The following is a 13,163-nucleotide window of genomic DNA, read 5'->3' as shown; positions in this document are numbered from 1 at the left end:
GTTTCCGAGAACTGCCTTGAAAGTTGAGGCCGCGCGAGAAACGCTTTCAGGCGAGCGGCGGAAGATCCAGATCGGCGCGCCGCGGCAGGTCGGCGCCGCGGCGCGAGCAGGTCACTGCGGCGGCGTCGACGGCGAAGCTCAGCAATTCCTCGATGCCGGCTTGGTCGGCGGCCTTGAGCGCCGCGCGAGAGAGTTGACCGCGTTCCTTCAGGCCGGCCAGGAGCGCCGCCTGAAACGTGTCGCCGGCGCCGACCGTGTCGGCAACGATGATCTGTCGTCCGCCGACCGAGGCTTTGACGCCCGAGCTTGTCGCGGCGATCGCGCCGCGCTCGCCGCGCGTCACCACGGCCATCTCCGCGCCCGCGGCAACCCAATCGTCGATCACGGCATCGAGAGCCCGACCGGGATAGAGGAGATCGAGGTCTTCTTCGCTCGCCTTCACCAAGGCCGCGAAAGGCACCAGTTCGGCGACTTTTTGCCGCCAGATGTCGAGATCGGGTTCGATCGAGGCGCGAATATTGGGATCGTAGGAGATGAACCGCCGGGCCGATTCCTGCCGCACGAGATGGGCCAGCGCCGAGGCGGTCGGATCGGTCACGGTGGAGTAGGACGCCAGATGGATCGCCTCGAGCGCCTCGGGAAACGTCGCCGGCACTTCGGCGGGCTCGATCGAGCGGTCGGCGGTGCCGTCGATATAGAAGATATAGGCCGGCGAGCCGTCGGCGCCGAGCGAGACCATCGCCAGCGTCGTGTTCCTGTCGGTCGGAATGAGGAAGCGCTGGTCGATATTTTCGCGCGCCATGAAGCTGCGGATGCGCGTTCCGAAGAGATCGCTCGAGACCTTGGTGAAGAAGCCGGCCGGATGGCCGAGGCGCGCCAGGCCCAGCGCGACGTTCAGCGGCGAACCGCCGACCCGTCCGGACAGGGCGATCTTCGCCACATCCGCGTCGGGTTCGGCGAACAGATCGAACAGCGCGTCGCCGCAACTGAGAAACATGGCGAAATCTCCCGGACCATATCCAGCGTTCGGTTTCAAATGCCGCTATCAGGAAAGGCCGAAGCGGGGAAGATGGCGCCGCACTTTGCACAAAGCTACCGCGACCCTTTCATAGCGCGCGCTGACGCCTATGATCGACGGCGTCCAATCGGGGAGGAAACCGCATCCATGCCATTTCAGCGCGTCAACGGCATCGTCATCCACCATCGGGTCGAGGGAAACGCGGACGGGCCGACGCTGGTCTTCGCCAACTCGCTGGGCACCGATTTCCGGATCTGGGACGCTGTGGTCGAGCGCATCGCCGGCGCGTGTCAGATCGTGCGCTACGACAAGCGCGGCCATGGCCTGTCGGAGGCGACGCCCGCGCCCTACGCCATGGACACCCATGTCGACGACCTGAAAGGCCTGATCGACCATCTCGGCGTGACGAACCCGCTCGTCATCGGCCTGTCGATCGGCGGCATGATCGCGCAAGGCCTTGCCCATCGCCATCCCCTTCTTGCCAAGGGACTGGTGCTGATGGATACGGCGCACCGAATCGGCACGACCGAACTGTGGGACCAACGCATCGCCGCGATCGAGAAGGACGGAATCGGGTCGATTTCCGAACAGATCCTCGAGCGCTGGTTTACGCCGCAATTCCGCCGCCCGCCCAATCCCGATTTCGTCGGCTATTCGAACATGCTTTTGCGCACTCCGCTGCCCGGCTATCTCGGCAGCAGCGCCGCATTGCGTGACGCCGATTACACTGAGGCGACGGCGAAGATCGATCTGCCGGTGCTGTGCGTCGTCGGCGATCAGGACGGCTCGACCCCGCCGGATCTGATGCGCTCGACCGCCGATCTGATTGCCGGTTCGCGCTTCGAGATCGTCAAGGACGCCGGTCATCTGCCCTGCATCGAGCAGCCGGAGGTTACGGCGGGTCTGATCGCGGATTTTGCCGCGGAAGTATTCAGCACGGCGACCGGCCGGTGACGGCCTCGGTCTTCTCCCATTCGTTTCTGGGCGCGCTGCTCGGCGACGAGGAACTCGATTCCTATTTCACCGCGGCGGCGGAGCTCGAGGCGATGCTGGCCTTCGAGGTCGCGCTCGCCGAGGCCGAGGCGGCGGAGGGATTGATCGCGCCGGCAGCGGTCACCGCGATTCGCGCCTGGACACACGAATTCACCCCCGACCTCGCGGCCCTTGCCGTGGGAACGGCGCGGGATGGCGTCGTCGTACCCGCGTTGCTTCAGCAATTGCGCGCCGGGCTCGACCCGGCCGCTGCCGCCGGCTTGCACAAGGGCGCGACCAGTCAGGATGCGATCGACGCGGCGATGGCGATGCGCATGCAAGCGGTGTCGTTGGTGCTCGACCGGCGGCTGGAAGCACTGGTCGATGCCTTCGCGCAATGGGGGATCGAGGCCGGCGACCGCGAGGTGATGGCGCACACCCGAATGCAGGCGGCGCGGCCGACGCCTTTTTCGCGCAAGCTCGCCTCCTGGGCCGATCCGCTGGTGCGCTGTCGCCTTCGCCGCGAGGAGATCGCGCCGCGCGCCTTTGCCCTGCGGCTCGGCGGCGCCGTCGGCGACCGCGCGGATTTCGGCGACAAGGGCGAGGCGATCGTCCAGCGGGTGGCGGACGCGCTCGGCCTCTGGCCAGCCGCAGCTTCGCTGCATTCGGAACGCGACGGAATCGCCGAGTTCGGTCACTGGCTGTCGCTGATCACCGGCGCGCTCGGCAAGTTCGGGCAGGATGCGGCGCTGGCGCTGCAGAGCGAGGTCGGGAAACTGACGCTTTCCGGCGGCGGCGGCTCGTCGGTGATGCCGCACAAGCTGAACCCGGTCGGCGCGGAGGTTTTGGTGACGCTGGCGCGCTTCAACGCGACGCTGGTCTCCGGCCTGCACCATGCGTTGGTGCATGAGAACGAGCGCTCCGGCGCGGCCTGGACGCTGGAATGGATGCTGTTGCCGCAGATGGCCCTGGCCGCGGGGGCGGCGACGCGGACGGCGGAGGACTTGCTCGGGCAGCTGTCGCTAAGGGAGGAATGAAGATGGGCGTTTGACGAGGCAGATGGTTGGAAACGCCCGGAAGCCTTCCGTAAGGCGCGGCTGAATCGGCTATGCGCTTTCCGGGACATAGCGGTCGACGGCAATGCTGCCTTCCCGTCGCCGGGCCTGCGCCAGATCGAACGCGGTTTGCAGCCGCAACCAGAAATCGGCCTCGCCTCCAAACGCCTTTTCGAGCCGGATCGCCATTTCAGGGCTGATCCCGGCTTTCTCGTTGACGACGTTATTCAACGCCTGCCGAGTGACGCCGAGCACGCGGGCAGCCTCCGTGACGCTCAGGCCGAGCGGCGCAAGGCACTCCTCGCGCACCATTTCGCCGGGGTGGGGCGGGTCGTAGAGGGGCAAGGTCAGTTTCTCCAGTCGTCAGTGGTAATCCAGATAATCGAGATCGACGGGCCGGCTGTCGTCGAACCGAAACACGATCCGCCAATTGCCGGACACGCTCACGCTCCAAAATCCGGCAAGCTGGCCCTTGAGAGGATGCAGACGCATTCCCGGCAGACCTTCGAAGGTTTCCGGCGAGGTGGCATGATCAAGCGCGAACAGGACGCGGCGAATGCGTCTGACCTGATCGGCCTGAACGCCGCGCGCATCGCCGGTCTCGTAAAAGCGTCGGAGTCCTTTGTGTCGAAAGCTGGCAATCATCCGTGCATGGGTCGGCAGTGTGCGCCGACAATTGTCACTTGTCAAATAGTCTCAAATGATCATGCGATTGCCAATGCAGATCATCGCTTTCTGACAGTCGACGGTGCAAATAATCACGCCCCCAGCAGCGCATAGGTCCCGAAGGCCGGCACTTTGACCGCCAGCCGCCACGGATCGATGCCGGCGACGAGGCCGAGGAAATTCACCTCCAGCCCCGATTTCCAGCCTGCGACGATGCCGGCATAGCCCCAGAGCGACAGGCGCAGTTCCTGGCGGTCGGGGTCGATCGAGAGGAAGCGCCCCTCGGACGGGTAGTCGCGGCCGACCGCCGCCGCCGGTAGCGTCGCGTCGATGCCGGGGACGGCGCGCATGACATGGGCGACGAAGGTATTGGAGTTCGGGCCGGGAAAGAGGGCGTAGCCGCCACGCTCGGCATAAGGGTAGGCGGCGATCACAGCGCGCACCTTGGGGATCAAGGCTTCGGCCCGCGCGCCGGTGATCCCGACGACGACCCGGGGATCGTTCGAATACCAGCGCCCGTCGGCAGGCTGGCTGTTGCGCCGAACCGGTGTCCCCCAGCCGACCTTGTCCCAACGCTCGTAAGCGCTCGCGCCCTTGTCCTTGATGACGATCCATGAGTGATCGGCCAGCGCGCCCTTGAGGCCGCCGGTGCGCGCGGCGAGAATGTAGAGCGCCGCGTCCCCGTTGGTGCTGGCTATCGGGAGGAGCGACGCCGAACTCCAGTCGGCCTGGCGCCAGGAGAGGGGACGTTCGCTCGTCCACCAGAGAAGCGCGGCGAGCGCTGTGGGCAGGAGATAGACCGCCACGACGACGACGGAGAGCCATTTCAACAGATGCATCGGGTCCTGACGGTGGCGGGAAAGCGGAACGGCTGCTAGAGCGCCCACTTCAAGGCAGTTGTAGGACCAAGGTGCGTGATGGAAAACCCCGTTCTCGTGGAAGTGACCCGTGGCGATCTGGTCGAGAGCGTCCATCGCGGCGCCTTCGCGTTGGTCGACGGCGCCGGGGCCGTCGTCGCCTCAGCCGGCGATATCGCGCGGCCGGTGTTTCCGCGCTCGGCGATCAAGGTGTTCCAGGCGATCCCGCTGATCGAGACTGGCGCGGCAGACGCATTCGGCTTCGGCGACCGGGAACTTTCGCTCGCCTGCGCCTCCCATTCCGGCGAAGAGGGGCATGTGACGCTTGCAGCCGCCATGTTGGCAAAGGGCGGGCTCGACGGCCGCGCACTCGAATGCGGCTGCCACTGGCCGTTCGATCTGCCCGTCGCGCTCGATCTCGCCCGGCGGGGCGGCGAGCCGACGGTGCTGCACAATAATTGCTCGGGCAAGCATGCCGGATTTCTCTGCACGGCGGTGCACCAGGGCGAGGACCCGCGTGGCTATGTCCGGGCGGATCATCCGGTGCAGCAAAGGGCGAAGGCCGCGATCGAGGATCTGACCGGCACTGAACTTGGCGACGATGTTTGTGGCACCGATGGCTGCTCGATCCCGACCTATGCCGCGCCGCTCAAAAGTTTCGCGCATGGCTTCGCCAAGCTCGTCAGCGGTGAGGGCATTGCCCCGGAGCGCGCGGCGGCGGGACGCCGGCTGATCGAGGCCTGCATGGCCGCGCCCTGGGAGATGTCCGGCACTGGCCGCGCCTGTGAGAAGCTGATGCAGGCCGCGCCCGGCCAGGTGTTCGCCAAGACCGGGGCCGAGGGCGTTTTCTGCGGCGCCCTGCCGGATCTCGGCCTTGGCTTTGCGCTGAAGATCGATGACGGCGGGACGCGGGCGAGCGAGGCGCTGGTCGCCGCTGTCATCGGTAAGGCGCTTCGCCGCGACGACGCGGCGCTGGCCGGACGCTTCGATACGCTGGCGTCGAAGACGTTGCGCAACTGGGAAAAGATCACGGTCGGCGCGGTACGAGTCTCAATTCCTTCCTCGCTAATAATAACATCTGTTGAGAGTTCGCAGACGCAATGGGGACAATAGACGCGTCTTCCGCCTACTTATCTTTAACTACATCAACGGCCTCGACGCCGTCTCCCCGCGATGGATCATTAATAGGATAAATCCTGTCGATATATATATATGCGAATATAAGAGACATAGACAATATTATAAGACCGATTATTTCTGAACTAATTTCCAACCCATCTGCGGATACTTTAAATTTATTTTCCCCACCTTTTCCTTTATCAAATTCAATATATGCAAAAAAAACACCAGCACATATGAGAGAAGTAAATATAAAGAAAGATACTATTGTAGAAAATCTTTGCCAATAATAAACGGAAGCACTATGGTCAGTTTCAAATTTAAATCTACTTGATCTATACTCCTTAATTTTCATATTATGTCTATTTTTGCAAAGTGCTGCTTGTTCAGATGTTGCGATAGGCGACGAGCACTCGGGTAGTGCAGAGTCAACTTTAACGATGTTCTGCCAACCGAGAAGTAGGAAAAAATATGAAAATACAAAAATAAACAAGACAAATATAAAAAATGTAAGGATTAGAGAAATATTTTCTCGAAAATGATGCTCATTCATTCGCATTCCCCTCCGCCGCCGCCTACATCTTCGCAGTCCGGACAAATTTGCGCAGCGGCTGAAGGAATTTCGGAAACTACCTGCCCATAAAACGAATCCGGGATATCTACGGGAAACTCCGTATAAAGCTTTAATCGACCGTTTTGGGGCATTGGAGAAGGAGAAAGTTCATCGCGAAATAATCCAGAAATTTCGTCACTTGAGGCTCTCAACTGGATGCCGGTTGTGAATTCTTCTTCGCAGGGTGGCGCTTCCGGAATCTCCTCGCACTCCGGGCAAAACCGCTTAGCGTTTCGGATAAGTTCTTCCGAGTACTCCCCTGGTGGCGCAAGAAATTTCCATTCTTGCTTCATTGCGCTGGAATCACTTTCTTCTATATTGTCTAAGGCTTCAAAAATAGCAGACTCTGACCCCTGAAAATACATACTAAAATTTGATTCTTGCGCGCTACTGGAGCTGACAGAAGAATAGGCGGCCAGAAAAAGAAATGACGATCTGAATAAAAAATTCATAGCAGGCATCTCTGATGCGGCCTCGTTAATGAGCTTGGCGGTATCATCACATGTTCTCAAAAAATTGCAATTAAAATTTCAACGCTACGTAAGGTAATATGGGCCCGTGTGGGGATTGGGCCTCCTATGTAAGGCTTCAGCGGGCGATCCTGCGCTGAGGCGAGGCCTCGGTCGGCCCGGCGTTCGATCGAGGTCGAGGCTTAGCTGTAGTCGCTTTTTGGCTGGCTTGGGGGACGGCTAGCCGGTCTGCGGGAGCGGGTGGCGCGGGGCTTTTCCGCCGCCTGCGGCTTCAGCCGGATTTCGACGCTGCCGCCTTCCGGGTCGTCGACCTCGAACAGTTTGGTCGAGCGGACCAGATCGCTTAATTTCTTGAAGCCGTAGGTACGCGGATCGAAATCTGAGGACAGGTTCAGAAGCTGCTTGCCGAAACTGCCGAGATTCACCCAGCCATCCTCGGTGTCCATCTGCTCGATCACCCGCTTGAGAAGGTCCGCCGCCTGCTGCGGCTTGGCCAGTGGCGGCGCGTCGCCATTATCCTTCTCCGCCGTGGCCCGCCCGGGCAACAGATTCTCGGTGTAGATGAAGCGCCGACACGCCTGCCGGAAACTTTCCGGCGTCTTCTGCTCGCCGAAGCCGTAGACGTCGACGCCCTGTTCGCGGATGCGGGCGGCGAGCCGGGTGAAGTCGCTGTCCGACGAGACCAGGCAGAAGCCGTCAAAGCGGCTGCTGTGGAGAAGGTCCATGGCGTCGATGACGAGGGTTATATCGGAGGCATTTTTGCCGGTCGTATAGGCGAATTGCTGCTGCGGGATGATCGCGTGGCGCGACAGGACGTCCGCCCAACCCTTGGAACGCTGGCTGGAGAAATCGCCATAGATGCGCCTGACGCTCGCCTCGCCGATCTTGGCGATCTCCTCGAACAGCCCGTCGGCGATGCGCGAGGAGGCGTTGTCGGCATCGATCAGCACGGCCAGCCGATCGGTCTTGTCGGGTCTTGAAGCAGACATGGTAGTGGTTTTCCCTCGTTCGTCCTCGACGGATCTATGGCGGAGCATGGGCGCTGACAGGCGCCAGCCGCAAGATCCGTCGTGCCGGCCAATATCGACCGCCGTCAGTTTTGCGTGTCCGTCGGTTCGGCCGGCAGTCCCAACCGGTCGAGGATGGCTTCGGCGACAGCGCTCGGCGCCCGTTCGCCTTTCCTCACGGCCTTTTCCCCGGCGGCGATTTCGGCGCGCCAGCGCGCCCCGGACAGGATGCGCCGGCGCAGGCCCTCGTCGAGGCTGGTCCAGAGCCAGCGCACCTGCTGCTCGGCCCGTCGGTCGTCCCATGAGCCGTCGCGACGGTGGATGTCGCGGAAGCGCTCGATGTCGGTCCACAGATCGTCGAGGCCGGCGCCGGTCATGCCGGAGATGGCGAGCACCGGGACGGTCCAGGCTGCCGAACGCGGCGCCAGAATGTTGAGAGCGGAGCGGATTTCGGCGGCGGCGGCCCGCGCCGGCCCGGCATTGTCGCCGTCGGCCTTGTTCATGGCGATGATGTCGGCGACTTCGAGGATGCCCTTCTTGATGCCCTGAAGCTCATCGCCGCCGCCGGCGATCATCAACAACAGGACGAGATCGACCATGTCCGCGACGCTGACCTCGGCCTGGCCGACGCCCATCGTCTCGACGATGACGACGTCGAACCCCGCCGCCTCGCAAAGCAGCATCGTCTCGCGCGTCTTCGCCGCGACGCCGCCGAGCGTGCCGGAGGAGGGGGAGGGGCGGATGAAGGCGTTCTTGTCGACGGCGAGGCGCGCCATTCGCGTCTTGTCGCCGAGGATCGAGCCGCCGGAACGCACCGAGGACGGGTCCACTGCCAGCACTGCGACCTTGTGCCCCCTGGCCGTCAGCATCGAGCCGAAGGCATCGAGCAGCGTCGACTTGCCGACGCCGGGAACACCGCTGACGCCGATACGGATCGCGCCGCCGGTGTCGGGGGCGAGCCGATCGAGGACGGCGGCGGCGACGCCCCTGTGCTCGGGCCGGGTCGATTCGACCAGGGTGATGGCGCGGCTCAGCGCGGCGCGCTCGCCTTTGCGGATGCGGTCGGCCAGGTCGTCGGGATCGGGCAAAGGGGTCATGATCACCGGTGTGGTCGGGCTGTCGGTGCCCCCGATCGGGCGCCGTCGAGGATGTGGGAAAACCTCCCGATCTCGTGCCGGAAAAGGGGCTTGTGAACGGCAATGACTACCGAAGGAACGCCATGTTTGCTAGCCTTCGATGGTGGGCAACGATTAAAGGCGGCTTTGCGGGTATCGCCAGCCGCCATGCTTTGGGAGAAGTACCATGGCCTGGAACAAACCTGTTCTCACGGAAGTCTGCCTTGCGATGGAAATCAACGGCTATATGCCAATCGAATTCTAATCGGTGGCAGCACCTGACAGCCGCGGGCGGGTCGAGGCCCGCCTGCGGCTTTTCGTTTTGGGCTCGGCCGCTGGCGGCGGCTATCCGCAATGGAATTGCCTGTGCGATGTCTGCCGGCTCTATTGGACCGGCGACAGCCGCGTGTCGGCGCGTTCGCAATCCTCCATCGCCGCGACCGCCGACGGACGCAACTGGCTGCTGATCAACGCATCGCCGGATCTGCGCGAGCAGATCTTGCGATCACCACCATTGCAGCCAGCCGCCGGGACGTCCGCGGATCAGCGGCGGGCCTCGCCCATCGGCGCGGTCCTGGTGACCAACGGCGATGTCGATCATGTCGCCGGCCTTTTGACCTTGCGCGAGAAACAGTCGTTTCCGCTCTACGGGACAGCTGGCGTTCTCGGCGTCATCGCCGACAACCCGATCTTTTCGGTTCTCGATCCCGCGCATGTGACGAGACGGCCGGTGATGATGGGGGCGACGTTCGAGCCGGTGCCGGGACTTCAAGTCGAGGTGTTCCCCGTTCCCGGCAAAGTGCCGCTCTACCTGGAAGAAGGCGAGGTCGATGTCGGCGAGGAAGGCGAGATGACGATCGGTGTCCGACTGACGGCAAACGGCAAGACGGCTTATTACATCCCCGGTTGCGCCACTGTCCCCGATCGGCTGCGTGACAGGGTCAGGGAGGCCGACGCACTCTTGTTCGACGGCACCGTGTTCACCGACGACGAGATGGCCAAGGCCGGTGTGGGCCAGAAGACCGGTCGCCGGATGGGCCATATGCCGATCACCGGCGAGGGCGGCAGCCTGGCGGCCTTCGACGGGCTCAAAATCGCAAGCCGCACTTACATTCACATCAACAACACCAATCCGATCCTGATCGAGGATTCCAGGGAGCGGCAAATGGTGGAGGCTGCCGGTTGGCAGGTGGCGAAAGACGGGATGGAGATCGTGCCATGAAAGCCATGATGGGACGCGAGGATTTCGAGGCGGCGCTGCGGCGGATTGGAGCGGAGCGCTATCACCATCTGCATCCGTTTCAGCAGCGATTGCAGAACGGCGAATTGACAAAGACGCAGGTGCAGGCTTGGGCGCTCAACCGTTATTATTACCAGTCGCAGATCCCGGTGAAGGATGCCTACATTCTCGCCCGGCTGCAGACTGCCGAACTGCGGCGCGAATGGCGCCAGCGGATCATCGACCATGACGGCGAGGAGGGGCAGCGCGGCGGCATCGAGAAATGGATCGCGCTCACCGACGGCGTCGGTCTCGATCGCGCCTATGTGGAATCCGGCGTCGGCATTCTTGCCGGTACGCGCTTTGCGGTCGATGCTTATGTCCATTTCGTCCAGGAGGGGACGCTGCTGGAAGCCATCGCCTCGTCGCTGACTGAACTATTCTCGCCAAATGTCATTGGCACTCGCGTGCGGGGGATGCTGGAGCATTACGACTTCATCTCGAAGGAAACGCTGACCTATTTCGACAAACGGCCGGTCCAGGCCAAGCGCGATTCCGATTTCGCGCTCGCCTATTGCCTCGACAATGCCCGACGGCCCGAGGAACAGCGCGCCGTCCTCGACGCCTTGCGGTTCAAGTGCCAGGTGCTCTGGGCACAGCTCGATGCCCTGCATTTTGCCTACGTCGAGCCGGGACTGACCCCACCGGACGCCTGGCGTCCGGGCGAAGGGTTACGGAAGGAGGGCGGAGCGGCATGACCGCGATCGCCGACGATACGGTGCCCAAACTGCCGCATGGCGTTCGCTTTCGCGAGGACAAGACGCGCGGCCAGTTCATCCTGGTCGGGCCGGAACGCATCTTCAACGCCGATCAGGTTTCGACGGAAATCCTCAAGCGGGTGGATGGCAAGACCACGTTCGGCGATATCCTGCGACAGCTGACGGAGGCGTTTACGGCGGACGAAGCGACGATCCGACCGGATGTCGAGAGTTTCCTCATCGACCTTCGCGACAAGCAGATGGTGACGCTATGAACGAGGCGGTCTTTCCCGAGCCCGCCGCCGAAAGGGCAGAGCGGCCGGTGCCGCAGCCGCCGCTGGGCCTGTTGGCCGAGCTGACCCACCGCTGCCCGCTGCGCTGCACCTATTGCTCGAACCCGCTCGAGCTCGACACGCGATCGTCCGAGCTCGACACCGAGACCTGGAAGCGGGTCTTCACCGAGGCGGCCGAACTCGGAGTCATCCATATCCATCTGTCCGGCGGCGAACCAACCGCCCGCAAGGACATCGTCGAACTGACCCGCCACGCCGCCGAGGTCGGGCTCTACACCAATCTGATCACCTCGGGGATCGGCGTTTCGGAGGCGCAGCTCGACGCCCTGTTCGAAGCCGGCTGCGACCACATCCAGCTGTCGCTGCAAGGCGCCGACGCCGGCGTGACCGAACGGGTGGCGGGCTACAAGGGGGGCTTTGAGAAGAAAGAGGTCTTCGCCCGCGCGGTGGTCGCGCGCGGCTTCCCGCTGACCCTCAACGCAGTGATCCACCGGATGAACATCCATCAGGTGCCGGACATGATCGACAAGGCCGTCGCCTTCGGCGCCAAGCGGCTGGAGATCGCACATACGCAATATTACGGCTGGGCGCTGAAGAACCGGGCGCAGCTGATGCCCGCGCGTGAGGACGTCGACCGGACGATCGGGGAGGTCGAGGCCGCGCGTGAGCGGCTGAAGGGCACCCTCGTCATCGACGCCGTCTTCCCGGACTACTACGCGAAATATCCCAAGCTCTGTAACGGCGGCTGGGGGGCACGCACGCTGAGTGTGACGCCGGCCGGCAAGGCGCTGCCCTGCCACGCGGCCGAGACGATCGAGCATCTGGAATTCTGGTCGGTGAGGGACCATTCCCTCGCCGATATCTGGGCGTCGTCGCCGGCCTTCGAAGCCTATCGCGGCACGGCCTGGATGAAGGAGCCTTGCCGTTCCTGCGAGCGCCGGCATGTCGACTATGGCGGCTGCCGCTGCCAGGCGCTGGCGCTGACCGGCGACCCGGCGAACGCGGACCCCGCCTGCGTCAAATCCGATTTCCACGAACGGCTCGGCGAGATCGCCACGACCGAGGCCTCGACGGTTGCCGATCCCGGCGCGGCGACCTATCGCGGGTTTCGGAAAAGATGAGAGCCAGGCAGATCGCACTGCCCGCTCGTTACAATTGTCCGGACGAGTGCTCTCGGAGAAGTTGGGGAGAATTGTCGTCGCTATCGTTGGCCGGACCCATGCCGAAGCGCTCGATCGCCCGCTCGGTACCGAACAAGGCAAGGCGCTCAGCAAGGGTGGACGAAAAGATCGGATACCGCGCGAACACATGATCCTGGACATCTTTGTTGCGTGCCCCGAGCAGCATGAGTGGACAGCTCAGTCCGGGATAGGGACGCAGCTCGGACATCGGTTCTAACGAGCAGAAACGCTTATAGAACGCCGCGTGCTCGGGCCGAACGGTGGCGAGCATCCAATCGGACTCGAAATGCTCGGCCATCATACAGGCCAGCCTGATCACAGAGAATGGCAAGAGTGGCGTTGTTCGGGCCTCCGGGTCAATTACGAACCGGCTCGGATCGATCATCGTTTCGGCATTCCGCAGAAGCGGACTCAGAATATCGTGATAGGTGTCGTACGCAGGACTTGTAGGGTTCTCTTTGGAAAGCAGATGAATGCGGATTGATCCGGCAAGGTAGTCATTGATATGAGTTCCGAAGACAACAGCATTGGGGTCGAAATCATATTTATCGAAAAAGAACTGTCTTGAATTTTCTGATATTATTCCTTCCCTACGGTAGGATCGATAACGCAATCGATATATATCATCCCGACTCTTTGTATTATTTGCGATATGATAATCGGTTATCGCAAGGATATCGGTATTATTGCTATCGGGGTCGCGGGATATTCGTCGCGAAAATCTGGACATTTGTTGCGCCTCTACAAATAGCAAAGGCAGTCTAGCTTAATTATTTGTCATTCACGATAGCGAAAATTGTAACGATGCAATAAATGTTTG

The 13,163-nt window shown here is 62.4% G+C and carries 16 protein-coding genes and 1 pseudogene; 8 read left to right on the top strand and 9 right to left on the bottom strand.

Features of this window, described 5'->3' with window-relative positions:
* Window positions 1-46 precede the first annotated feature (46 nt).
* On the bottom strand, window positions 47-997 hold the full coding sequence (locus VSX60_RS02370; protein ID WP_327622542.1) for a carbohydrate kinase family protein: 951 nt from the start codon (window positions 995-997) through the stop codon (window positions 47-49).
* 168 nt (window positions 998-1,165) lie between these two features.
* Between VSX60_RS02370 and pcaD the strand changes: the two genes are divergently transcribed.
* Entirely contained in the window at window positions 1,166-1,972 is an 807-nt protein-coding gene (gene pcaD, locus VSX60_RS02365) for a 3-oxoadipate enol-lactonase (RefSeq protein ID WP_327622541.1), read from the top strand.
* Window positions 1,969-3,027, top strand: coding sequence for a 3-carboxy-cis,cis-muconate cycloisomerase (locus VSX60_RS02360; protein ID WP_327622540.1), 1,059 nt, complete (start codon window positions 1,969-1,971; stop codon window positions 3,025-3,027). The genes pcaD and VSX60_RS02360 overlap by 4 nt, the downstream gene beginning before the upstream one ends.
* Before the next feature lie 69 nt (window positions 3,028-3,096).
* On the opposite strand, the gene VSX60_RS02355 is transcribed toward VSX60_RS02360, so the two are convergent.
* Window positions 3,097-3,390 (bottom strand): HigA family addiction module antitoxin, encoded by a 294-nt coding sequence (locus VSX60_RS02355; protein WP_327622539.1) that lies wholly within the window; start codon window positions 3,388-3,390, stop codon window positions 3,097-3,099.
* 18 nt (window positions 3,391-3,408) lie between these two features.
* Window positions 3,409-3,690, bottom strand: a complete 282-nt coding sequence (locus VSX60_RS02350) for a type II toxin-antitoxin system RelE/ParE family toxin (RefSeq protein WP_327622538.1) — start codon at window positions 3,688-3,690, stop codon at window positions 3,409-3,411.
* Here VSX60_RS02350 and VSX60_RS02345 point away from each other — a divergent pair.
* A complete protein-coding gene (locus VSX60_RS02345; RefSeq protein WP_327622664.1) occupies window positions 3,574-3,825 on the top strand; it encodes a hypothetical protein in 252 nt (83 codons plus the stop codon). The genes VSX60_RS02350 and VSX60_RS02345 overlap by 117 nt on opposite strands.
* Here the strand turns inward: VSX60_RS02345 and VSX60_RS02340 are convergent.
* Window positions 3,804-4,550 carry a DUF3750 domain-containing protein gene (locus VSX60_RS02340; RefSeq protein ID WP_327622537.1) on the bottom strand — a complete coding sequence of 249 codons (747 nt, stop codon included), beginning with the start codon at window positions 4,548-4,550 and terminating at the stop codon, window positions 3,804-3,806. The genes VSX60_RS02345 and VSX60_RS02340 overlap by 22 nt on opposite strands.
* A gap of 78 nt (window positions 4,551-4,628) precedes the next feature.
* Here VSX60_RS02340 and VSX60_RS02335 point away from each other — a divergent pair, with 78 nt between their 5' ends.
* Entirely contained in the window at window positions 4,629-5,681 is a 1,053-nt protein-coding gene (locus VSX60_RS02335) for an asparaginase (RefSeq protein WP_327622536.1), read from the top strand.
* 13 nt (window positions 5,682-5,694) lie between these two features.
* Here VSX60_RS02335 and VSX60_RS02330 read toward each other — a convergent pair whose 3' ends face one another.
* From VSX60_RS02330 to meaB, 4 genes are all read right to left on the bottom strand, one after another.
* Window positions 5,695-6,240, bottom strand: a complete 546-nt coding sequence (locus tag VSX60_RS02330; RefSeq protein WP_327622535.1) for a hypothetical protein — start codon at window positions 6,238-6,240, stop codon at window positions 5,695-5,697.
* On the bottom strand, window positions 6,237-6,752 hold the full coding sequence (locus VSX60_RS02325; protein WP_327622533.1) for a hypothetical protein: 516 nt from the start codon (window positions 6,750-6,752) through the stop codon (window positions 6,237-6,239). The genes VSX60_RS02330 and VSX60_RS02325 overlap by 4 nt, the downstream gene beginning before the upstream one ends.
* A 200-nt stretch (window positions 6,753-6,952) precedes the next feature.
* Window positions 6,953-7,759: an NYN domain-containing protein gene (locus VSX60_RS02320; protein WP_327622531.1), complete on the bottom strand. Its 807-nt coding sequence runs from the start codon at window positions 7,757-7,759 to the stop codon at window positions 6,953-6,955.
* A 104-nt stretch (window positions 7,760-7,863) separates the two neighbouring features.
* The gene (gene meaB / locus VSX60_RS02315) at window positions 7,864-8,874 is read right to left on the bottom strand and encodes a methylmalonyl Co-A mutase-associated GTPase MeaB (protein ID WP_327622529.1); all 1,011 of its coding nucleotides are present in this window, start codon (window positions 8,872-8,874) and stop codon (window positions 7,864-7,866) included.
* Window positions 8,875-9,079: 205 nt separating this feature from the next.
* On the opposite strand from meaB, the gene pqqA reads away from it, so the two are divergent.
* From pqqA to pqqE, 4 genes and pseudogenes are all read left to right on the top strand, one after another.
* A complete protein-coding gene (gene pqqA, locus VSX60_RS22530; RefSeq protein ID WP_206455397.1) occupies window positions 9,080-9,157 on the top strand; it encodes a pyrroloquinoline quinone precursor peptide PqqA in 78 nt (25 codons plus the stop codon).
* Window positions 9,158-9,199: 42 nt separating this feature from the next.
* A complete protein-coding gene (gene pqqB / locus VSX60_RS02310; RefSeq protein ID WP_327622660.1) occupies window positions 9,200-10,114 on the top strand; it encodes a pyrroloquinoline quinone biosynthesis protein PqqB in 915 nt (304 codons plus the stop codon).
* Window positions 10,111-11,144 (top strand): annotated as a pseudogene (pqqC, locus tag VSX60_RS02305) (pyrroloquinoline-quinone synthase PqqC). The gene pqqB and the pseudogene pqqC overlap by 4 nt, the downstream one beginning before the upstream one ends.
* Window positions 11,141-12,283 (top strand): pyrroloquinoline quinone biosynthesis protein PqqE, encoded by a 1,143-nt coding sequence (gene pqqE / locus VSX60_RS02295; RefSeq protein WP_327622526.1) that lies wholly within the window; start codon window positions 11,141-11,143, stop codon window positions 12,281-12,283. The pseudogene pqqC and the gene pqqE overlap by 4 nt, the downstream one beginning before the upstream one ends.
* A 28-nt stretch (window positions 12,284-12,311) precedes the next feature.
* Here the strand turns inward: pqqE and VSX60_RS02290 are convergent, their stop codons facing one another.
* A complete protein-coding gene (locus VSX60_RS02290; protein ID WP_327622525.1) occupies window positions 12,312-12,956 on the bottom strand; it encodes an N-acyl amino acid synthase FeeM domain-containing protein in 645 nt (214 codons plus the stop codon).
* Window positions 12,957-13,163: the final 207 nt, after the last annotated feature.

It is taken from the genome of Aurantimonas sp. A3-2-R12, assembly GCF_036016755.1.
Classification (GTDB): domain Bacteria; phylum Pseudomonadota; class Alphaproteobacteria; order Rhizobiales; family Rhizobiaceae; genus Aurantimonas; species Aurantimonas coralicida_A.
This window is presented reverse-complemented; position numbering and strand designations above follow the sequence as displayed.

Coding starts and splice junctions, on each gene's coding strand:
- VSX60_RS02330 (WP_327622535.1), bottom strand. CDS start 6,240: ATGAATGAGCATCATTTTCGAGAAAATATTTCTCTAATCCTTACATTT.
- pqqA (WP_206455397.1), top strand. CDS start 9,080: ATGGCCTGGAACAAACCTGTTCTCACGGAAGTCTGCCTTGCGATGGAA.
- VSX60_RS02340 (WP_327622537.1), bottom strand. CDS start 4,550: ATGCATCTGTTGAAATGGCTCTCCGTCGTCGTCGTGGCGGTCTATCTC.
- VSX60_RS02350 (WP_327622538.1), bottom strand. CDS start 3,690: ATGATTGCCAGCTTTCGACACAAAGGACTCCGACGCTTTTACGAGACC.
- VSX60_RS02345 (WP_327622664.1), top strand. CDS start 3,574: ATGATCAAGCGCGAACAGGACGCGGCGAATGCGTCTGACCTGATCGGC.
- VSX60_RS02320 (WP_327622531.1), bottom strand. CDS start 7,759: ATGTCTGCTTCAAGACCCGACAAGACCGATCGGCTGGCCGTGCTGATC.
- VSX60_RS02370 (WP_327622542.1), bottom strand. CDS start 997: ATGTTTCTCAGTTGCGGCGACGCGCTGTTCGATCTGTTCGCCGAACCC.
- pcaD (WP_327622541.1), top strand. CDS start 1,166: ATGCCATTTCAGCGCGTCAACGGCATCGTCATCCACCATCGGGTCGAG.
- VSX60_RS02325 (WP_327622533.1), bottom strand. CDS start 6,752: ATGAATTTTTTATTCAGATCGTCATTTCTTTTTCTGGCCGCCTATTCT.
- pqqE (WP_327622526.1), top strand. CDS start 11,141: ATGAACGAGGCGGTCTTTCCCGAGCCCGCCGCCGAAAGGGCAGAGCGG.
- meaB (WP_327622529.1), bottom strand. CDS start 8,874: ATGACCCCTTTGCCCGATCCCGACGACCTGGCCGACCGCATCCGCAAA.
- VSX60_RS02335 (WP_327622536.1), top strand. CDS start 4,629: ATGGAAAACCCCGTTCTCGTGGAAGTGACCCGTGGCGATCTGGTCGAG.